Annotated in this window: 18 protein-coding genes and 1 tRNA gene; 4 read left to right on the top strand and 15 right to left on the bottom strand. The window is 43.9% G+C overall.

Annotated features, from left to right (window positions below; translation table 11 throughout):
* Positions 1-4: 4 nt before the first annotated feature.
* The 3 genes from WBL42_RS01375 to WBL42_RS01365 are packed head-to-tail and all read right to left on the bottom strand — an operon-like array spanning position 5 to position 3,030.
* Positions 5-439, bottom strand: a complete 435-nt coding sequence (locus WBL42_RS01375; RefSeq protein WP_424719473.1) for an ACT domain-containing protein — start codon at positions 437-439, stop codon at positions 5-7.
* Positions 440-1,741, bottom strand: coding sequence for a phenylacetate--CoA ligase family protein (locus WBL42_RS01370; protein WP_424719472.1), 1,302 nt, complete (start codon positions 1,739-1,741; stop codon positions 440-442). It abuts the gene before it with no gap.
* Positions 1,741-3,030 (bottom strand): phenylacetate--CoA ligase family protein, encoded by a 1,290-nt coding sequence (locus WBL42_RS01365; protein ID WP_424719471.1) that lies wholly within the window; start codon positions 3,028-3,030, stop codon positions 1,741-1,743. Before WBL42_RS01365 ends, WBL42_RS01370 begins: the two co-directional genes overlap by 1 nt.
* Before the next feature lie 200 nt (positions 3,031-3,230).
* Between WBL42_RS01365 and cas1 the strand changes: the two genes are divergently transcribed.
* Positions 3,231-4,160, top strand: a complete 930-nt coding sequence (cas1, locus tag WBL42_RS01360; RefSeq protein ID WP_424719470.1) for a CRISPR-associated endonuclease Cas1 — start codon at positions 3,231-3,233, stop codon at positions 4,158-4,160.
* Here the strand turns inward: cas1 and WBL42_RS01355 are convergent.
* The 7 genes from WBL42_RS01355 to WBL42_RS01325 form a co-directional block, all read right to left on the bottom strand.
* Positions 4,150-4,437: an acylphosphatase gene (locus tag WBL42_RS01355; protein WP_424719469.1), complete on the bottom strand. Its 288-nt coding sequence runs from the start codon at positions 4,435-4,437 to the stop codon at positions 4,150-4,152. The two genes, cas1 and WBL42_RS01355, sit on opposite strands and share 11 nt — an antisense overlap.
* 1 nt (position 4,438) lies before the next feature.
* On the bottom strand, positions 4,439-7,996 hold the full coding sequence (locus WBL42_RS01350; protein WP_424719468.1) for a hypothetical protein: 3,558 nt from the start codon (positions 7,994-7,996) through the stop codon (positions 4,439-4,441).
* A gap of 242 nt (positions 7,997-8,238) precedes the next feature.
* Entirely contained in the window at positions 8,239-9,594 is a 1,356-nt protein-coding gene (gene glmM / locus WBL42_RS01345; protein ID WP_424719467.1) for a phosphoglucosamine mutase, read from the bottom strand.
* A 15-nt stretch (positions 9,595-9,609) separates the two neighbouring features.
* Positions 9,610-10,032, bottom strand: a complete 423-nt coding sequence (gene mobB / locus WBL42_RS01340; protein WP_424719466.1) for a molybdopterin-guanine dinucleotide biosynthesis protein B — start codon at positions 10,030-10,032, stop codon at positions 9,610-9,612.
* Positions 10,029-10,799: a DUF5806 family protein gene (locus WBL42_RS01335; RefSeq protein WP_424719465.1), complete on the bottom strand. Its 771-nt coding sequence runs from the start codon at positions 10,797-10,799 to the stop codon at positions 10,029-10,031. Before WBL42_RS01335 ends, mobB begins: the two co-directional genes overlap by 4 nt.
* Before the next feature lie 238 nt (positions 10,800-11,037).
* The gene (locus tag WBL42_RS01330; RefSeq protein WP_424719464.1) at positions 11,038-11,373 is read right to left on the bottom strand and encodes a helix-turn-helix domain-containing protein; all 336 of its coding nucleotides are present in this window, start codon (positions 11,371-11,373) and stop codon (positions 11,038-11,040) included.
* Between the two features lie 1,494 nt (positions 11,374-12,867).
* Positions 12,868-13,104 carry a hypothetical protein gene (locus WBL42_RS01325; protein ID WP_424719463.1) on the bottom strand — a complete coding sequence of 79 codons (237 nt, stop codon included), beginning with the start codon at positions 13,102-13,104 and terminating at the stop codon, positions 12,868-12,870.
* A gap of 432 nt (positions 13,105-13,536) precedes the next feature.
* On the opposite strand from WBL42_RS01325, the gene xerA reads away from it, so the two are divergent.
* The 3 genes from xerA to WBL42_RS01310 all read left to right on the top strand — a co-directional run bounded on the left by xerA (position 13,537) and on the right by WBL42_RS01310 (position 16,484).
* Complete coding sequence (xerA, locus tag WBL42_RS01320) at positions 13,537-14,457, top strand: site-specific tyrosine recombinase/integron integrase (RefSeq protein ID WP_424719462.1); 921 nt, start codon at positions 13,537-13,539, stop codon at positions 14,455-14,457.
* A gap of 1,283 nt (positions 14,458-15,740) precedes the next feature.
* On the top strand, positions 15,741-16,196 hold the full coding sequence (locus tag WBL42_RS01315; protein ID WP_424719461.1) for a hypothetical protein: 456 nt from the start codon (positions 15,741-15,743) through the stop codon (positions 16,194-16,196).
* A 215-nt stretch (positions 16,197-16,411) separates the two neighbouring features.
* Positions 16,412-16,484 (top strand) — tRNA-Gln (locus tag WBL42_RS01310).
* A gap of 495 nt (positions 16,485-16,979) precedes the next feature.
* Here WBL42_RS01310 and WBL42_RS01305 read toward each other — a convergent pair.
* From WBL42_RS01305 to WBL42_RS01285, 5 genes are all read right to left on the bottom strand, one after another.
* The gene (locus WBL42_RS01305) at positions 16,980-17,705 is read right to left on the bottom strand and encodes a zinc ribbon domain-containing protein (protein WP_424719460.1); all 726 of its coding nucleotides are present in this window, start codon (positions 17,703-17,705) and stop codon (positions 16,980-16,982) included.
* A 205-nt stretch (positions 17,706-17,910) separates the two neighbouring features.
* The gene (locus WBL42_RS01300) at positions 17,911-19,719 is read right to left on the bottom strand and encodes a DUF2070 family protein (RefSeq protein WP_424719459.1); all 1,809 of its coding nucleotides are present in this window, start codon (positions 19,717-19,719) and stop codon (positions 17,911-17,913) included.
* Positions 19,719-20,375 (bottom strand): diphthine--ammonia ligase, encoded by a 657-nt coding sequence (locus WBL42_RS01295; protein WP_424719458.1) that lies wholly within the window; start codon positions 20,373-20,375, stop codon positions 19,719-19,721. Before WBL42_RS01295 ends, WBL42_RS01300 begins: the two co-directional genes overlap by 1 nt.
* Complete coding sequence (locus WBL42_RS01290) at positions 20,372-21,277, bottom strand: carbohydrate kinase family protein (protein ID WP_424719457.1); 906 nt, start codon at positions 21,275-21,277, stop codon at positions 20,372-20,374. Before WBL42_RS01290 ends, WBL42_RS01295 begins: the two co-directional genes overlap by 4 nt.
* Positions 21,274-21,612 carry a DUF555 domain-containing protein gene (locus WBL42_RS01285; protein WP_424719456.1) on the bottom strand — a complete coding sequence of 113 codons (339 nt, stop codon included), beginning with the start codon at positions 21,610-21,612 and terminating at the stop codon, positions 21,274-21,276. The genes WBL42_RS01290 and WBL42_RS01285 overlap by 4 nt, the downstream gene beginning before the upstream one ends.
* Positions 21,613-21,619: the final 7 nt, after the last annotated feature.

The following is a 21,619-nucleotide window of genomic DNA, read 5'->3' as shown; positions in this document are numbered from 1 at the left end:
TTTTTTAGTGGAAAACGGATCTTTCCAGCAGGGTTGCACCCGAATTTTTGATCTTTTTTATTGCATCTTCAACCTGATCAACCCGGAGAATAAGGACCGCCCCCTCTTTTCCGGAATATGCATAGGAATATTCGATGTTGATCCTGGAATCTCCGAGGATTTTGGCTACTTCATATAATCCACCGGGCTGGTCTTTCATCTTGACAGCAATTACATCCGTAAATGCGATATTGAATCCCATGGACAACAGTTTGTCGTGGGCTTTTTCCGGATGATCCACGAGTGCCCTGACAACTCCGAAACCATTCGCTTCGGCGATACTGAACGCGAGTATGTTGACATTCTCTTCCCCGAGTGCGTGGGCAATTGCCGCAAGACGCCCCGGACGGTTTTCAGAAAATATTGAGATCTGCTTAATTACAAATTTTTTTGTATCCATTTACAACGACCTCTTGTCAATGACTTTTTTCGATTTACCTTCAAACCTGGGTAATGATCCCGGCTCGACGAGTTCCACATCGACATTCACATTCAGGGAGTTCCTGAGCCGGTGCTCTACTTTCTGCCGTACCTGCATCAGATCATTTATTTTGTCACTGAATGAGCCTTTATTCAGCTCAACACGGACAAGCATGTCATCCAGTGCCCCTTTCCGTTCGACGACGATCTGGAAATGCTGCCCTACCTCAGGTATTGCCATCAGAGTATACTCAATCTGCGAGGGGAAGACGTTGATACCCCGTATGATCAGCATATCGTCTACCCTCCCCTGAATTCTCTGGATTCGCGGATGGGTTCTGCCGCAGGGACAAACGCCCTCATCCATGGATGAGATATCCCCGATACGGTACCTGATCATAGGGAGGGCTTCTTTTTGCAGGATGGTGATGGTGAGTTCACCCTTCTCACCGGCTTCGAGAGGCTCTTCAGTTTTGGGATCTATGATCTCAACGAGCGCAATATCAGACCAGATGTGGAATCCTCTCTGTTCTGAGCATTCTGTGAACATCGGGCCCGACAACTCGCTTGTACCGTAAATGTCGTATGCTTTGATGCCAAGCCAGTCCTGGATCCGGTTTCGCATACCCTCGGTCCACGGTTCAGCACCCAGAATTCCCGCCCGGAGTTTTGTATCGGTTTTTATGTTCACCCCCATTTTTTCAGCAACTTCCCCGATATGAAGGAGGTATGAGGGTGTACAGGCAATAGCGGTCGCTCCGAGATCCTGCATCAGTTCAATCTGCCGTTCGGTGTTCCCGACACTTGTCGGGAGAACCGTTGCACCGATCCGCTCTGCCCCGTAGTGCATACCCAGTCCTCCGGTAAACAGCCCGTAACCATAACTGACCTGGATGACATCCCCTCGTCCGAGCCCGATAGAGGTCAATCCCCGTGCAAGTGATGTTGTCCATGCATTCAGATCGTTCTGGGTGTACCCGACAACCGTTGGCTTTCCCGTGGTTCCGCTCGAGACATGGTACCGGACGAGTTCCTCCTGCGAAGCAGTAAATATCCTGTCGGGATAATTATCCCTCAGGTCCCGCTTGAACATGAACGGGAGTTTCCTGACATCGGAAAGCTCACGGATATCATCCGGATGCACATTCTGTTCCTTCATCCGGTCATGATAAAATGGTGAAAAACTGTACAGACGATAAACGAGACTTTTGAGCAGTTTATACTGCATTTTCTGGAGATCAGCCTTTGGCATCTCTTCCATGCGGGGATCCCAGTAACCCATTATATTGCCCCCCGTCGATCGATTACTCTCTTTGCCTTCCCCTCAAATCGCGGCAGCGTTCCCGGCTCAACGAGTCTGACTGTTGTCCTCAGCTCGAGGGTATCCCGAAGTTCCTTGACAACTTTTTTCTGCAGTCGTGCAAGATCCGAAAGTTCGCCGCTGAAAAATTCCCTGTTAATTTCAACTTCGACAGTCATTTCATCCAGATGATTGATTCTGTCAATATACACCATAAACTGATTGCCGACTTCCGGTATTTTCAGGAGGACATGTTCTATCTGGGAGGGGAAGACATTGATACCCCTGATCACGAGCATATCATCGCTCCGGCCGGTGATCCGCGCAATCTTCTTTCCTCGCCTGCACAGGCATCCGTCTTCCATAAGCAGCGTAACATCCCCGGTGCGGTAACGGAGCAACGGCATCGCTTCTTTAACGAGTGGAGTTACGACAAGTTCCCCACGTTCACCATTGGATACTTGTTCACCGGTTTCTGGATCGATAATCTCTACGAGGTAACTGTCGTGCCAGATATGAAGTCCGTCGCGTTCCTTGCATTCGAATGCCACTCCAGGGCCAAACAGCTCGCTGAGCCCATAGGAATCGTATGCTATCACACCCAGTCTCTTCTCTAGAGTTGTTCGGATACTCTCCGACCAGGGTTCGGCACCAAAAAGACCTGTTTTCAGCGATTTAAGTTCCGTTCCCATCTCTTCTGCAACTTCGGAGAGGTGCATTGCATAGCTCGGGGTGCAGTGAATCGTTGTAACTCCAAAGTCATTGATCATCTCGATCTGGCGTTTTGTATTTCCTGTTGCGCTGGGTATAACCGTCATACCTATTTTTTCTGCCCCATAATGAAACCCCAGGCCTCCTGTAAACATGCCATAGTTCACCATATTCTGGAACACATCGTTCCGGGTTATCCCCACCATGGTCATATTCCTGCCAATGAGGTCTGACCATGTCTCAAGATCCTTGCGGGTATATCCAACTACCGTTGGTTTTCCCGTCGTTCCTGAAGTAGTATGGATCCGAACGACGTCTTTAAGTGGGACAGCAAAAAAGCCAAATGGATATCCGTTCCTGAGATCCTGTTTTTTTGTGAAGGGGATTTTCGTGATGTCATCAAGGGTCTTGATTGAAGAATTTTTAACCCCGGCATCCTTGAGAAGTTTCCGGTAAAATTCAACCTTTTGTACCTGATTAAGTGTTTTTTTCAGACGTTTGAGTTGGAGTTCCTGTAAGTCACCACGTTTTAATGTCTCCATCTTTTTATCCCAGAACATAGGACACCCTTGTTATGCTAATGCATGACAGATCATATATGCCGTTTAGTACAGTTTATACTCACCGACTAATCTGATGATACCCCCTTAAATGAGTATAAAAAAATCGGGCTTGGAATCATCGTCTGGGTAAAACGATGAATTAATCTGTAGGACTGTGGAAGTATTTACCAGAGTCGGGCATTATTTTTGGTGTTAGCGTGGCAGAATATCCCTGGGTTTCGGTTAGCGGGTTTGGAACGCATATAAAATCGACGCAAAATCACCTTGTTCTCCAGAATAAAAGCAATACCGACCGCATCCCTCTGGAGTCAATAAAACATCTTCTTGTAATTGGCAGTCATACCCTCAGTACAACGACCGTTCTTCGCCTGCTAAAAAATGGTACTTATGTCACGTTTTTTGAACCAGATGGAACTCCCGTAGGAATAATTACACCCTTTGGCGACCGGAGCAGAGCAGAAAATTACCGCACCCAGCAGATGATCCCACGCCATCGGTACGCGATAACAATCGCGCAAGCTGCCCTAAAATCACGGATATTTGCAATCGAGCGCGCACAGGAACTGCAGAATGTCCATCTCTTCTACGAAGGTGAACTGGACGTTCTCATGAAGTCCCATGATGAATTTGCCTATCTCATAAAGCTGGAAGAGATCCGTCGCCTCCATAAACTCACTTCAGATATGTATTATGAGATCATGTCACGGAATCTCCCCATGGATTTCAGATTCAGACGCAGGACTATGCGTCCCCACATTGATCCCATCAATGCCCTGCTCTCATTTGGCTATGCGATGTTATTTGGCAATTGTTGTGTATCGGTCATTGGCTCAGGTCTTGATCCTGATACGGGTTTTATGCATGAAGGGAATGGCAGTCTCGTATATGATCTAATTGATCCCCTTAAAGTAGAAATGGTTGATTCCGTTATTTTCGACGTGGCCCGGAATTCCCTGACCGTGGCAGATTTTGAAATCACCCCGGATCGTTGCCTGTTATCAGATGAACTCATCGGAACCTTGGCAAAAAAATTCCATGCAACAATACAGGACAAAAAAATCAACGAGTGGGTATTTCATCTCTTTGCGTCAATTAAAAATGGCAGCGAATTTAAAATCATGTACTGATATTTTCCTCTCCTTTGATTATGGAAAACTCGCTAAATGGTTTATAGAAAATTTCATGTACCTGGATGTCCCTGATGACCGCCCTCGGACACCCATAGATCATAGATATAAATTTTTCGAGGATTATCGGTTCACCCGTTGCAAAAACATGAACCCTCCCGTCTGGAAGGTTTACTACCGTTCCCGCTACATTCATGTCTGACGCGATTTTCCTGATACATGCCCGGAATCCCACTTTCTGAACTCTGCCCATGATAAAAATTTCTACGGTTTTCATCCTAGATCCCCTGCATCAGTTTGATCGCAAGACCCAGTTCATCGAAAACCCCATCCCTTATTGCAGATTGCCTGATATTTGTGGCCGCATCAATCGCAAAATCAAGAATTTCCTGTGCACTTCGTTCACAACCGGCAGCATATATTTTCAATGCTATGTCACACAAGACAAACGATCTTCGGGAAAGAGGTCTAATAATCCGTGCTTCCTTAATCGAATTCTGGATCATCCTCTTGGAGAGTTTCTCCTCGCCATTTTTCTTGAAATGAATAGCAAGATTACAGAAAAAAATGGCCTCTTTTCCACGATCAGCAACCGTCCGGACAAGCCTTTCCAGTGTAGCAATCTGGTTGGGATGAATCCCCTCCTCAACCATCTTCTCTGAAAGGGACTTTATTTTTAGATACTGGGGCGGAATTTCGTACATTTCTGTATATCCCAGTTGACTGAGATGCTGAAGCCGCATGTCATCATCATCAATTGTTTTCGTTATCTGGATAGCGTGCGAGAGAATTTTCTTATCTCCTGACTTTTTGTAGAGTGTTGAATAGATGTCTGCAATATTGTTCCGGACGCTGTCTGCAATTGATTGAATGTTTATTTTATTTGTCAGGGCCTCAGTTTTTTTGAGAAGTGCCAAAGAAAGTTCTTCCGGAGAGTTCTGTATAGCAAGGGGAATAATATTCAGCAGAGTTGAAGCTTTCTCATATGGAGATGAGATCCTGTCAACCGCAGCATCCATGGCATGTATAATCTCTCCCCGGCGATCTTCATTCTCCCGTGTCAGATTATATACCGCGATAAGAGAATTGATGTACTCAATAGGATTATCTATTTTTTGAACTACTTGTATGGCAATTTCATACCATTTGGTATTCGGCCGGATTGCATGAATCCGTATAATGGCATAGACAATTTGCCGGCGGCTGACTGCATCCTTGTCGAATTCTACAGAATCTAGTTTCCGTATACCCATAATTAGGTAATCAGAAGCAATCTGAGGATTTATCTGGCAATAGAGTGTTGCAAGGTATGACAAAATCAGGATTTTTTGATATTCCGCAAGGAGGCTATCCAGCTTGTTATAAACCTCCTCAAGAATTTCCTGCGCCTGACTTTTATTGTTTATTTTAATCAATAGATCCGCAAGCTTGCATAATCCCCTAAACTTTATATATGGATCACTTATCATCCGGAGTACCCGTGATCGGATTTTCAGGACAACCGGATTTGATTTACCCCGCTCGTTCCTTCGGAGGAGATAAGCTATTGTCTCATAGGGATCAGTCGTATTAGGATGCTCAATATCCTCACTGAGACTCGATATAATCCGGGATACCATCGCATCCCTTTCATATGAATTTTCGATTTCTATTACATACATTGCTAATGGAATAATGTATTCAGGATTGTTGCTTGTCCGGGAATACGATATTATAATATCAATCATTCCGGCAAGTTTGAGGGATATCTGTGGTGTTCGTATGTTTTGTTTGATTATTTCAAGACCCCGGTTGAACGGCGGGATTATCTCGGAAATGTCTTTCTGCAATCCCAGTGTGTTTTGATCTTTAAGGATGATGCATCCGATTTTTATAAAACACTCGGCGATCCGTTCATATAATTGGACTTTCAGAGAGGGATCGCTGATATCTTCCGCAATGAGATATGCCTCTTCAAGTGCCTCATAGGAATGTCTGTCTATTGCATATTTTATCACACCGTCGATGATGTTGGCCATCGCGAAGGCAGCAAGATCTTTTTCAAGAAGGGAATTACTCCATTCTTTCATCCTGAGAAGCAGGTCAAGATCACCTTGTTGTGCTGCAAGTATCGACGCCTCATCGATGATACTGCTCAATGTTGCTGAACGGGTATTCTGGCCATCGATTTCACAAGTCAGACCCACAGCTCTCTGAAGAAAGTCGCGGTTTTTTGATTTGACAGCAATTTTTGCTATTTTTATTACAATATTTGAAATTGCCCGTTCTTTGAGGGATTGTTCCTTGATCGATTCTGCCTGGCGGATCAAAATCTCCGGATCATGGAAGTCAAGAAATCCACGATCTACAAGAATCGTTATATTTTCAAGAAGGAGGTGATCCTGATGCGGGTGCAATAAGATGAGATTTAGTACTGAGAGGATATGAGTGATAATATCTTTGAAGGAATAATCCTTACTCACTTCAATAACGGATCTATATATTCCACCGTTGGCAGTATCAGGGTTCAGTTTTACGAGTATATTTTTATTAATCAAGGGGATACTGTCATTAAGAATCCCCTCTTTTAGGACTTGGATTAGACATTCGGTATACTGGGGGTAGCTTTCAGCCTCATGCCGTATTTTTCCAAATAATCCTAATGCGGCATTAAAATCCCCGGAAATCAGCATGATTTGGGAGAACTGGAGGTATATACGTGACAAAAAAACAGGATCACAATGTTTTTCGATCACCGGTATAAGCCCTGTCAGGACTTGCATATTACCGGAATTTTTTGAGACCGATATGCCGGCACGGACCATTTCCTTGATTGGATAAGCATTTTTGTTGGAAATGTGTTTTTGCAGGTCCATTGCAGAAGAAAGGAACCAGGGATCTCCGGATCGCTCCGCTTTTTTCAATAGAACAATTACGATATTTCCCGTAACCTCCGGTTTTTTACTGCATAGTGATTCCAATACCGCAATTATCTGTTGTTTGTCTTTGACGCGCTCGAGCAATTGTTCAGTTAAGGAACTGATTATTTCCAGATATGCATCATCCGGGATTTCTTTAAAGTTTTGCAAAAAAAGCAAAATATCCTGCATTTCCTTTCCAAAAACCGATTTCGCTCCTTTTTCTATTATGATCGAAATACAATCCTGCCGACGAATTTTCTGGTGGATCCTCGTTGCACTATATAGACTGTCAAAGAACGAATCACGGTCTTTTTCAAGAATTGCAGTAGTTGCCAACGCTTTTGCAAGTTCTGCATGAAGGACTGCTCGTTTTGATATATCCCCGATTTCTTCAATCAGATGGAGGGAGGTATGAAGAAGTTTTTGATTCCGTGTAGTGATTGCCCATACGATTAAGAGTGGGATAATATCAATCATTATATCCGAACGATATTTTCGGAAACTTATACGGTCGAGTATGATCATGCCCTGATCAATAAAATCCTGATTGGCATCGGATACGCCAGCATCAATAAGATCCCGGGCAATCATCGCAAAGACCCGTGACTGGTTACTCTTTTTCCCGATTTTTTCCGAAAGGGAAAATACCTTGTGCAACCAAGCGCTGTCTTTTGTTGTAATATACTGCTTTATTATCCGGGAAAAAAGATCATCATTATCGCTTTCCTGGATCGCCCTGAGTGCCAGAAGAAGTTCGGGTTTGTTATTTTTAAGTGCAGTATCAGTGATAATGCGATTTGCCTCATGGACAATATTTTTTTTCGCACGTCGTCCCTGTTGGTTTTGAAGCCCATCTATAAATACCTCAAGAGTTTTCCTCTCTTCTGATGGGAGGGCATTTTGTATATCTTCAAGTATTTCTGTGGACCGGACCATGCTATATCACAGGTGAGTTGTTCTAGGTGAGTAAACTCAATTTGACTAAAATATTAAATAAACTTACCGATTTTAACTACGTGCAAATTATTTTTATTTAGTTATAATGGGCGCTAATTTTGGCTTTTCGGCCAAATAAACGGTAATTATTGTTCATTCTAAAATAAATAGGATTGTTGTACGATTTTATCTTACCTTGCACTCAGACAAGCAGAATAATATTTTTTAAATTTTTTCTTGGACTATTTTTCTACATAGCTCTTAAGTTCCTTATGGAACCTGATACCTTTATCTTTTGTATCGGAATCAATGATGAAACGGACAATTGGTTCAGTTCCTGAAGCCCTTACAAGCGCCCACATATTCTCTTTGAATATCTTCACGCCATCTGTTTCATCGATAATATCTTTGGAATAACTGGATTTTACCGTTTTGAGTAAATCAATTCCGTTTTTTGTGGCAATTTTATCTTTTATTATGTAACGTATTGGCAATTGAGCGATGAGTTCAGAAAGCGGTTTTCCGGTTGACTTGAGAATATGTACCATCATTGCAGCGGTCATTCCCCCGTCACGACAGAACTGGTGTTCTGGAAAAATCAGTCCCCCGTTTCCTTCACCACCAAAAATCACCGATTCTCCCTTTTCGGTTAATGTGCGCATTGTTCGTGCTACGTAAATACTGCCCACTGGAGTATATTTTATCGAACAATTCTCCTGTCTTACTATAATTTCCACTATCTGACCTGTACTCACCGGGGTAACAATAATACCCTGTTTATTACGGCATATTTGCCGGGCTATCAAAGCGAATTCCTGATTTTCTTCAACAAACTGTCCGTTCTCATCGATGAAAACCGCCCGATCTGCATCACCGTCATGGGCAACTCCGAATGCAGCACCACTGGTTTTGACCAGGTCTGCAAGATTCTTTAAACCCTCGGGTGACGGCTCTGGAAGCCTTCCAGGAAATGTCCCGTCCATTATTCCATTGATCGTTATTACTTTACAGCCAATTTCTGTAAGAATCCGTGGGGTCGTGATGCATGCTGGCCCCGATCCTGGATCGACAACTACAGTAATTCCTTCCCCGGGTTTACCGGGAAATTTACTGGTTATTGCGTTGATATATTGTTCAAGAAGGTGAGGCGCAGAAATCTCGTGGCCTATTTTGTCCCATGTCTGAGTTAAAAACGATCGTGCAAAGAAAATTTTTTCGAGACGGATAGTCTCTTCGTCGCCCATTTCAGTACCATCTGATTCTATGATCTTGACACCGTTATATTCTGGAGGATTATGCGATGCAGTGATCATTGCCCCACTATCAAAATATTCTTTGACAATATATTGCAGTGCGGGTGTTGGAAGTATGCCGCAATCTACAATATCACACCCGGAAGCAAGAAGACCGGCTTTAATGACTTTTACAAACACCTCTCCTGAGGTACGTGTATCGCGTCCCACTGCAATCCGTCCTTTACGCATTGTTCCAAGAGATTGCCCTATGGCTAACACCATGTCTGGTGTGAGATCTTTCCCCACAATCCCTCTGACACCATTGGTGCCAAATAGTTTTTTTTCCATTTTCGTTGCTGACATTTCTGTTTCAACTCATTAATTTTTTTGTGAAAAATCATTAAAGCGGTCAATCGATTGTATTACTTCCCTGATAGTGGGATTTCTCAGAATGCATTGATCAATTTCAAGAGAACCGATAACGATTTTTGCATACTCTCGTTCCTTATAACCTTCGATCACTGCAAAATCTATCCCGTATGTGAGATATGCGTGTAATGTTTCGTCCAGTGTGTTATTGTGTATTGCCATCACGGTTTTATGTACGTCAATTCCTGAGGTTATATCGGCGCCCGCCTCGAAAAAAAATGTTGTATCTTTTCCATCTTCAAGCACAAAGTCATGATCCCCCAGATGTTTGATGACGCCGACCCTACCTTTTTTTTTCAATTCCGGTATGAGATTTCTGATAAATGTGGTTTTCCCGGAGTTTGATCTTCCTACTACTTGGATGATCTTCATGAATTTTCACTCTCGTAATTGTTGTTTGATAACTCCCCGACGCGTTGATGGTTCGATTCCCCGGCATCCCCGGATTGTGTTCCGGCAGATATCGTATCAGAGGACTTTGGATGATGGTGTCGTGTTGTGCTTTCCTTTAGTATATCTGCCTGCATTATCTCTTTCTCACTGGAGGAAGTCTCTTTTCGTGATATCTCCAAAATCTGTTCTTGTTCGGATTTTACCGGTGCCAGATCAACAAGGTACGTTTCCGGTGCAATCTCTTCATTCCGGTTTTTCAGAATTATCTTTGCAGCTTCACCAACACTTCTCATAACTTTCGTTATCCGGTCTTCAATATCGATCTCTTCATCGATATCTAATGTAGTTCCTTCGACTTCGAGTAAAAATCGTGAAACTTCACTTGCTTCAAAAAGAAGATCATCCAATTCATCCGTTGTAAAAAAACCGCACATTGCACCGTAAAAAAAAGTGGCGCTCGCTTTTCTGACTTTCTTTTTAAATGAATTTCTAGCCTGATTGACTGCCTGCGGAGTATACGTTTCCTGCATAAACGGCACAAGTTCCGGAAGATGTTTCCCGATGAATGTCATCTCGGCTCCCCCGGATGTGCGGAAATCTGTACATAACCTGGCCAATGCCCATTCCCGTGCGGTAATATATGTTCGTTTGCGCAGAAACTGATTCACTTTCCTGTATGTCGCCCCGTCGACTTTTTTGAATTTTTTATATTTGTTAATCTCATGTTGGATACTGGAATCATCCATCTGCCAAATTCCCCCTGTGTTTTTGAATATTCATATAATAACAATTTAGAGAATTAGATTGGATTTTGCAGTTTTTGGTATAGCGCTATATGGTTTATATCTATAAAAAAAATACCGTTTTTATCGAGATTATAAACAACAAACGGGCAAAATCAGAATACATTGTTTATAAAACAACCGCGAATCCGGAATGATAACCAAAAAGTAGCTCGAGAATATATGAAATCAGTGCGATTTATTATTTTTCATGAGGTTGCTCACCCATAATATCCCGGATATAATATTTCATTTTGTTATGGGTATGGTTGGGTCCATATTCCTGCTGATTCCCTTCGGCTCCCTTTTCCGCCATTTCCCTGCTGGAATTATTATTAGGGTATATGGTCTGTTTTGAGAGATTACTGTTATTTTCGATAAAAGAATTTAAGGCTGATCTGGGTATTCTCCAGGCACGGTAGGATATTTTTGTACCTGTGAGTCTCCCGGAACGTAACCAGAGATGAACTGTTTTCTGATGGATTCCCAGGATCTCAGCAACCTGTTTGGGAGTCAGCAGCTGCGTATTATCATCCATGATATAATATTACCAATGATTCCCTTTCCATATAATCTTTAATCCGATTTATGGTATGATCCCCAAAAACTACACTGTTTTTTAAATGAGAGATCTCGAGACCTGTGAATTGCCGTTTTAATTTCATGAATATTTTAATACCCGCATGATTTGTTTGATTTTCCCTCAGGTTGGTTATACATGAACATTAATTATCAATCCGCGCAACCGGGATTGATTTTTTTATTGCTTCCATGATCGCGGCTAAATATCTAAGAATTTCAAGAAGACATAATAGTCTGTTAAATGAGATCGGTTAACTTTTCCGAATTATCACGCTGATTCATACAATCATATTTTTTTGATCAATAGAATGTGTCATATTATTCCGAATATCCGATTGAAAAATATTCAGGGTACCCTTTTTTTGTATAGCATCATAAGGTTTATCTAAAGATCATTTAAAGAAAATTTGAAAAGGTATATATGATCAATTTCGACCGATTCTAGAAAAATACGACTAAATGAACCGATTTTACATGACAAGTGAACTCAGGAATCCCTTTTAATTTCTATCAGCCAAAGTTAAGCCCGATCACATTCCTAGGGACAGCCTTAACGAATTATAGATTGCTGGGGCTCCTGACCGCGGATTATTTTATAGTATGTAATAAGGCCAACGATTCATTGGACTCTAATTATCAGATTTGGGGAAATATCGTTGATCTGCAGAATCAAAACGATTACACAAATACGATGCTAATTCGTTATTTCAGGGATATTAGATCTCAATCCTCTGACTGGAGAACACCATTCTCTCCGAATTCGTGGACTTACCCGGGAGAGTCAAACCCAAAGCGGATTTATCATTTATCAAATCCCTGAAAATGCCCAACCTCAAGATCTGCAAGTGGCATGAGTTTTCTATTCCGTGAAACGATCTCCTGGGACTGGGATAATGGGATCCCGTATCGTGCATCTCCGGTGGGATGATAGAGATTCGGAAAAAATTCTGGCTGCGGAAACATTCCGGATGTTCCAGGTAGCTGTAAGGATCCAGCGGGCTCAGTTCACAGATATTAGATAGTAAAGGCGGTCTGATCGGCCTTAAGCTGATGATTTATATACTGGACCAAATAACCTTTTTAAAACGGAATAATGGAGATTTCTCCGAATGAATGAGCAGACAAAAAACGAGTTAGAGATAATCGGTGAGGGAAGGCAATAGAGGACCTTCTTTTCCCATTTTGTAGGATTAGCGTACCGAAAATCCGCGAATTGAAAAGAAGGCCTGTTTTATGGAGGGATCGTCTGCTGGATCTTAATTTTCATTTTGGGATATGAGAAGTCGACGGTTGCACCATTGGGAGTTATCGAGGTAATTTTTCCGAGTCTGAACCCCATCGAAGAGGTATCAGCAACTTCCATCGAAATGAAATTTCCGACGGTAAGATTTGATATATCTATATTTTCAGCGGTGAGTTGTTACAAACTCCAGGATTGGGTTAATCCCAATCATGAGGTTGGCTCTGGGATTATTATTTCCTCACCGGTTTTCATTCCGATAACCCCGGAACTGATGGCATTGTATTCAGGAAAATATAAAATATATTTTTGAGGACTGCCTGCATTTTGAGGAGAGGTTCCATTAAAAAAAAAATTAGATCCATCAAGAATTTGATTCGCAATGACGATAAATTGAGATTCTATGAGGGTATTTCCTGGGGCATCAGGGATAGTTAAATCGAACATAGACGTGATCTCCAGGGTGGATTGTCACGGAGGCCGTAGCGTTGGAAGATGAAGATGAAGGTTGTGAGGAAGTGCATCCGGAAATTATAATCCCTGAAATTAAAAGTCCTATTGCAAAACACGTCGATATCTGCATCCTGTTCATATTTTTGTATTCGGTAATTTGATGTAATAATATAGAAAATATAGTATTATATCCCATCCCTTCATTCAGGTACTAAGCACACGGCTGGTACAGCGCCGGATTAATTACCCGCAGCTGTTCTTTGCCCAGGCCAAGAGGCCAAGTAAGTTGCTGTCCGAGCGAGAAACGTGTCTGGAGGGGTTTACGCAAAACAACCTGTAATGCGAAGTCCAATTCAAAAACGGACTTGTCGCAGAATAGGTATTCTGCGCAAACCTTTATTTATTTGAGATAAGATAGAATAGAGCATGGAAAGCGGGTATTTTTCGGAGTGGCTCAAAAGCTACCGAAACTATCTCCGCATGCGAAATTATTCCCCTCGTACACTGGATAGTTATGAACAGGTAATTAAACACTTTGGATATTATGTCTGGCTCAGGCGAAATACCGATGTGACAAAGCTTGTTTTCTACTGGAAAGATTTCGAAAAGGCGCGACTTGACACTAGTGTGGATGTTACCCCGGTGATAATCAACGATTTTCTTTCTTTTGTGTCATCAATGCAGACATACAAACCGAAAACCTTCCATCGCATCATCTCGACGCTGAGCTCGTTTTATCGGTACCTATATACACAAGGGATCGTCACTGCAAACCCAATAACAGGTATTGATCGGCCCAGAATCAAACAACAGGACATCAAGTATCTGAAACATAATCAGGTTCTTCGGCTGATTGATTCCATTGAAGATCCCCGTGACAAGCTCATTGTAAGAACGATCTATGCCACTGGCGTACGTGTGTCCGAGCTCTGTAACATGAATCTTGAGGATATTGATTTCGATGAACATACGATCAAAATCCGTGGAAAGGGGGACAAAATCCGTGTCGTGTTCGTTGATGATGATACAACTGCGGAGATCCTCAAATTCATCGGCAACCGTATCGTAGGGCCGCTTTTTGTTGGACAGCAGGGAAAACACATTTCTTCACGGGCTATTCAGCATATCTTCAAGCATTATGCTCCTTCTGGTATAACTCCCCACAAGATCCGTCACAGTTACGCAAGCGAATTATACCGTCGCTCCAAAAATCTGCGTGTTGTCCAGGAAAACCTTGGTCATACTTCTATCAAAACAACCGAGATCTATCTGCATACGGATATCGACGAACGGAGACAGATTTACCAGCAGTATTTCCCCCTCTCCGGATCCCGCGAAAACTCCTGATTTTTTTGCTCTGGTAGAAAAACTCATAATCGCTGAAGCTCTTTTGGGCTTTGCCCCCGCCGCTATGGCATCCCCCAGTTGCGATGACGATGTATTACCTGCCATTTGACTCGGGTCATCGCACTGCGCCCCGTCCCCCGCGGGGGACTGGTGGCGCAAGAGGGGGGGCATTGTCTCTTCGAAAAAAATGATTTCTACAGAGCAGATTTTTTTAAACATTCTTTTTATAAACCTCCTGATGCTATATAAATAAACCTAATTAAGTTATCGTTTTGTTCGTATAACTTTCATCAGGTTTGATTTGGTACATTGAATCCCCCGGGAATTTTTCAGCGATTTTGGTATTCAGAGCAATTTTTGAAAACGGATCACTGCACGTTCTTTGGATAGGTTTATTCCTATTAGCATTGTCTGGCAAGTCATACATTTTCATATGAAATTACCATTGTTTTTCAAAAGTGACCAGTATTTTCGAAATGATATTTCTCTTAGTGCTTCTAAATCCAGTATTTATTTTCAGACCCTCATAATTACCTGGGCGTATTCTGGCAATCTGTATTATTTTAAAATATTCAGAATTCAAATGTACACTCGTAAACATCTTGTAAATCAGAATTAATCCATTTTCTACATTTTCCGTCATAATAATTTTTTTTAAAATTTTTTGAAATTCCATTTACTTCGTGAATATCTAAACTTGATTATCTCTCTAAACAGAATAATTGCAGAATTTCCGAATGATCACATTTCGAATACCCAATTTGTATCGTAAAATGATCTAAAATTTGAAAAAGACATTTCAAAAATTTCCATTGTATCTTTTCAATATATCTTGAAATCTTCCTGTCATAGATAGATTTTACGTTGATTAGAATTTAAGAATTATCTAATCTAAAGTCTAATTTAAATGTTTTAACCGCGTTATCTCCGTCGTATTATGTCACCTGATCAAGATTATTCCGGATTTACTATACTTAAGATGAAAAAATTGGATAAAACGTTTAAATCTTCAATTTCACTTGTGAGCATTGGGACTGAATTTTTTCAAAAAAAAATAAAATGTGAAATTTAATTACATAATTGTTATGGTGAATTTAAAGCTTCTATTTTTTCAAAATTTTGTGTTATCATTAAAAATTTCCTGATTTGTCGTTACCGTGTAATGTTCACAATTTCTTCTATAAAAACTCAATCCAATTGAATCAAATCCGAATTATGAAATTGAATATGCATGAATACCACAATTCTTTTTCCTTTCCTGATACAATATTGTATGAAGGCGTATGGCAAGAATCCAGAAACGAAAATACGAGAAAATTGACGAATCTGAAATTGATCTTGTCGTCCAATGTAATGACAGCCACGAGTTTTATGAGCGATACAGGGAATTATTTCCCACGAGAAAGAAAGGGATTGACAGTATCAGTAAAATATGGAAACGTCGCAGCGAATTTGTAAAAAAGCAACAGGATCTATTGCCGGTCTCCGATTCCCCTCTGGGGACCAGTCAGGAACTCGAACTACTCATAACTGCACAAAATAAAGTTCTGGCGGAATTATCAAGTGTGATGAAAGAGCACCTCAAGATAAGTAAAGAGATTCTGGCGAGACTCCCCAAATCGATTCATACCATGGATGAACCTCCTAACAGGCACGGTGAGATAAAAATTACTGAAACCAAAGAACCGATCAAAAAAACGGCTCATGAAAAACCCTCGGATATTATGATCGGATCCTGACAGGTTCTTATATGTTCAAATGGGGATTAATGATCCGACTGAAAAGAATCTCTTTACGTTTGCCTGAATATCAATCCGCAATACTTCTTTTTTTAGCGCCTTACTCCTTACTCTTACGCCGCGAGAAAGGTATCCTTATAGTCCACCGGTGCAAATCAATTATGGCCTTTTTCCGGGAACGGAAATAAGCGCTCCTGATGGGATCTCTATTCAGGACCCCCGTAGTGTAGCGGTCAATCATGCAGGATTTTGGATCCTGCGACACCAGTTCGAATCTGGTCGGGGGTATCTTATCAGAGAATTGCTGATACACTCTTCTTCTTCTGCAGGCTCTGTTTCACTTGACTGAGGAACTGATGGCATGGGAAAAACTTACCGGACTGCTCCTGACATATTATACCCATTTATCCGGGGTTATAAACGAATTTATCGCTGCTCATGATAGGATGGCTCACCTACCTGAATTACTCTGACAGGACTCCATTACGTGCTTCATAAACCATGTGTCAGAATTCATCCGATGCGAATGCGTCCGAAATCACTTCCTGAATTGTTATCAAATTAAAATAAAAATTTTGCTCTGTAGAAAACCTCATAATCGCGGACGCTCTTTTGGGCTTTGCCCCCGCCGCTATGGCATCCCCAGTTGCGATGACGATGTATTACCTGCCATTTGACTCGGATCGTCGCACTGCGCCCCGTCCCCCGCGGGGGACTAGTGGCGCAAGAGGGGGGGGCATCGTCTCTTCGAAAAAAATGATTTCTACTGAGCAAAAATTTATATTAATCCAGTACTGCAAGCAGATTATTTTCTGCCTGTTCGCACGCGAGATCCTTCATTATCAGATCCGGACCGGGCAACACTCCCGCCCGTGTTCGAATCTCCTTTTTGGATAAACGGGTCTTTTCACTTTCCATTTCGAAGATGTGATCTGGTACCGCACTCCGCAAGGTTGCCGTGGCGATATTGAAGGCTGCATTCACATCTGCATGTGCTACAAAACCGCAATGCGGGCATTCGAACCGTTTTCGCATCCTGTGGCCAAATCCACCGCACCGGCTGCACCGCTTTGAGGTATATGCAGGATTGACATATATAACCGGAATTCCTCTCTCATGTGCCTGCTTCTCAACGGATCGCTGCAGCGTAAAGAACGAATCGTTCTCAAAAGAAAAGATAAACGGATCTGAACGATCCTTCGGGTGCGAATACCGTGTGGAAAAGAGTCGCTCGAATTTGATACCGGAACCGAGTGATTCGGCAAAAAACACAATCTGCCGGCAAATAGCACGAAGTGCGGATTTGAATTTCTTTCGTTCGCGGGACTTGAATTTTTTAATTTTCCAGAGTTTGCCATCTCTTAATAATTTTGTGCAGTTTTTCAGTGAATGGCTGTGAACATAGTGAATAGTATTCCCCAGTTTCATTACTTTTCCGCTGTCCGGGTCGGCTGCAACGGCCACGTGGCCCGTCGTGTTCAGGTCGACACCGATCCAGCGTTTTGTCATGTATATTGCTGGATGAAATCTGATCACCTTTTTCCTCTCGTTGGTTCAACCGCTCTACGAAATACCGGGATATGCATGGACGGCTGTGACGTGTCCTCCTCTGTTAATGAAGAATACACTTCTGATGGCGAATATAGATTGTGGTCCTGCTATACAGGAAACAAAAAGGATTAATCGTTGTGATCATGGCAGGAGGGAATGGGTCCTAGACCATTACTCCATACGCAATGAGAGAGAGGATGAATGCGAGGAGAAGCATTGCTAAGGAAAGCGGAGCAACAAATACCAGCATCGCATTCACGGTACTCGCCAACTGGGAGATACGGTTGGAACCAAATACAACAATATGTTCGCACTGCGCCGTACTTGCTGCAGATTCAGCCAGGGTGACGTCATCCGCTGCCTCTCTGACCGCCTTCATGACAAAGGGAAGGAATTCAGAGACCGGGACCTGCATCCCGACAGGATTCTTGCCGGTGATGGTATTCACAACATGTGAATCGGTCGTCATCACTTCAGCATTATCTGTTATGGTGAGAATACTGTCCAGCAGCGTATCCCTTACCCCTTCTGCCATATTGTTGCCATCGATTAGGACATATGCAGTCCGCTGCCCGGCTACCTCCACTACAAGAACCTGTATTCCAAGGTCGCCGAATCCCTGCTCCCTGCTGTAGGGAAGTGTCAGATGGGAGACACCGATATGGAATGGGTGGAGGGGCATATTCCGGCATGCCTCGATCGCATCGGCAGATGCCTGCTGGTATTCCTTTGCAGTTAATGTGGCAAGAAGGACCGGTGAAGACAGGTCGGTCATGCAGTTATGAGCATCGACCACACCTACATGCGGAAAACAGCGGTGTCCCTCGGCCATTATTGTGGATCCTATCGCAAAATCCAGATCCTCAGTCTTATGCGGTGACCGGGTCGTAACAAGAAGAACTGAATCCCCGAACCGCTGGCAGAGGACCTGGACGGTTCCTACCCTGAAGCGGGCTGATGTGCCAGCACCACCAGAATATGTGAGATCCTGCCGGGATTTGTTGATAGCATCGATCACTTTGTAGCTCTCTGATTCTGAGACCAGATTGAAGTCATGGGTTGCACACCCGTGAGCTACCAGTGTCTCGTCATTGAAGTTGTCGTGGAGGATCTTTGGGAGGTTCCCTCCGCCGATCTCGCCCATAGGTCCCGGGTGCAGGTTCGGGACCGTAAAGATCACCGGCTTTTTGTTTTCCCTGCGGAAGAAGAAACTGACCTGCGGCACGAAGATCTCCTCACCGATAGACCGGAAGAAATCCTCCATCCCTTTCGAACCGTCCGTCATGTGAGCGATGAACGCATTGATGAATGCAAGCCCCCGGATTTTGAAAGCCCTTTGAAGCGGACGTTCGATCATCCAGATAAGTATTGCAAAACCCAATCCGAAAACGATGTGGAGTACCAGGGCAAAGACCGCAAATGATGGGGAAAAGAGAAGCATTCCCGCGAGAATGCCCACACCGCTCTGGGTAAGTGCAGGTACGATCATACGGGGCACACGGTAATCCGCGATCGCGACAAGGACAAACAGGCGGAGCCCGAAAATGAAACCCAGCGAAATCGCATAGAACAAAGGAATCAGTTTCAGGGAAATTGTCAGTGGTGCGAGGGTTATGATGACCCCAAAGACTGTACAGGCAAGTGCCAGAAGTGCGGACCGGTTCCATGTCATCGTCTTTCCGGTGTATTCGATGATTGGTTTTGTGAGGACCAGCGCAGCTATTGCAGGGATAGTGAACGCGAGGGTGCCTGAAAAGAGGAACTTTTCGGGTAATGACAGGTAATTGCTGACTACTGACGGAAGGATAAGTCCAACACTGCTGGTGAACGGAAGGTTCAGCCATGCCCGTGCATTTGCCCCGTCTATGATAAGGCCGAGAAGCACGATGAGAATAAGCGATCGTTTCCAGTTGGGTGCAGTGAAAATGTACCGGGTAAGCTGCCCGAGTTTGACATCACTGCCCTGTGCCATTATGCAAATCCTCCAAGTACCAGTTCATGACGGTCGGATTTCGAGTGGATCTCAGAAGATGTATAGGTTATCGGGCGTGAATAGAACGGTGCGTTCAGGGTGATACTCTCGTACTCTCCGCCTTCACCGGCAAGGTTGATCCTTCTGGTTGCTGCCACCTGTTTCAACCTCTGGATTAACGTCTCATCAATACGAGCGCCAAGGAAGCTTGCATCGAGACCTTCCGCTGCGGTTACGATGATTCGTGCATCCATCCGGCGGGCAACTTCCCGAAGCAGTTGTTCCGTGTCCATGTGCCAGAGTGGGGTGAAGAGTTCCATGCCCAGACGATCGGTTATCGCTTTCACCCGGTCGGCCTGGTATTGCGATGCAACTGCCCCGGCGATCACTCCTTCGACATCAAGGGCAGCAAGACCGGATTCAAGATCGGCAAGTTCCTCCTCTTTGTTACCCTCAGTCAGGATCTCCACGTACTTCATACCGGCAACTTTTGCTATAACCGGAACTACATCAAGGTTGGCAGAATGGAACATATAGGAGTCCCGGTTCTTTGGCCGGGCTGTCACTAAGAATTTAACCGTTTTTCCACTGTCTATTGCTTTCTGGCAGGACAGGATCGAATCTTTCCCACCCGAAGTGAGTGCGGCCCATGTCATACGTTAATACCTTCTTTCCGTGGAAGTTCAAGTGTTCCGAAATGTTGCCTGTACCGTACCACCATGGTCTCCCAGTCCGGAAGATGTGTCTGGCACCCGATGTGCTCCACAACGAATGAGGCAGTAACCGTGCCGATCTTGCAACAGGTAAGCGGAGAATATCCACGCACGTATGCTGAGAGGAAACCGGCACGGTAGGCATCCCCGGCACCCGTGGGATCGGCAAGGGTTACCGGAACTACCGGGATAAATTCTTCCCGCCCTTTAGTGTAGAGCGTACTCCCATCCCCGCTCATCGTAAAGATTGCCATATCTACCTGACAGATAAGGGCTTCGCGCGTGATACCCATGGTTGTGCACATCTGTTTCACCTCATGCTGGTTGGCGAACAGGATATCGGTGTTTACCATAATTGACTCGAGCTGTTCCTTTGTATACCAGAAGACGTCCTGGCCGGGGTCAAAGGAAACGAACTCACTCTGTTCAGCGACCCGACAGTTGAAGTCCGGGTCAGCGGTTGCCATGTGTACCAGCGGGAGGGAGGGGGCATCGGATGTTGCAAATGCCTTTGATGCACCCCATTCGAAGAAGGTCATCTGGTCGCCTTTGTCGTCGGTGAACATGAATGCCGTGGGTGTATGGGTCCCCGGGACTACAAAAAACTGCTGATGGATACCAAGCCGGGTCATCCACTGGTCATAATCGCTCCCGCCAAAATCGTCACCGACACACGAGTGGAGCGTTACCTGCTCTCCAAGCGTTGCAATGCCCGCTGCGATATTGGATGCTCCCCCGCCGAAATAGATCCGGCGGTCTGAGATATGGGTGGAGCAATTCTTCTCAGGAAGGTGAGGTACTTTGGAGATATGATCAATTGCTGTATGTCCTACGATATGGATCATTGTCCCTGCACATCCACAATCTTGAGCGGTACATCGCGCAGCGCCTTACCTATCACGGATTTGGCTATACGCCCGGCATGCTCACCTGACTCGGCGCGGAACACTTTCATCTCGAGGACCAGTCCGACAAGAGCTGTATCTGCTACTACGATCGCACTCGAAAGGGTCTCCTCACAATACGGACATGTCAGGAATCCCGCTTCGACTTCTACAAATTTCGCTGCAGGGTTCAGCCTCTTTCCTGCCTCGCTGATGGCAATACCGATCGCGTCGTCAAGCGATTTTACATCCCGGACCAGCCAGGCAGATTCGATGGTTACTGTATAATCAGGCATGTTCTCT

It is taken from the genome of Methanoregula sp. (assembly GCF_049686655.1).
Classification (GTDB): domain Archaea; phylum Halobacteriota; class Methanomicrobia; order Methanomicrobiales; family Methanospirillaceae; genus Methanoregula.
Note: the sequence above shows the minus strand (reverse complement) of the source record. Positions and strands in the feature narration are given on the sequence as shown.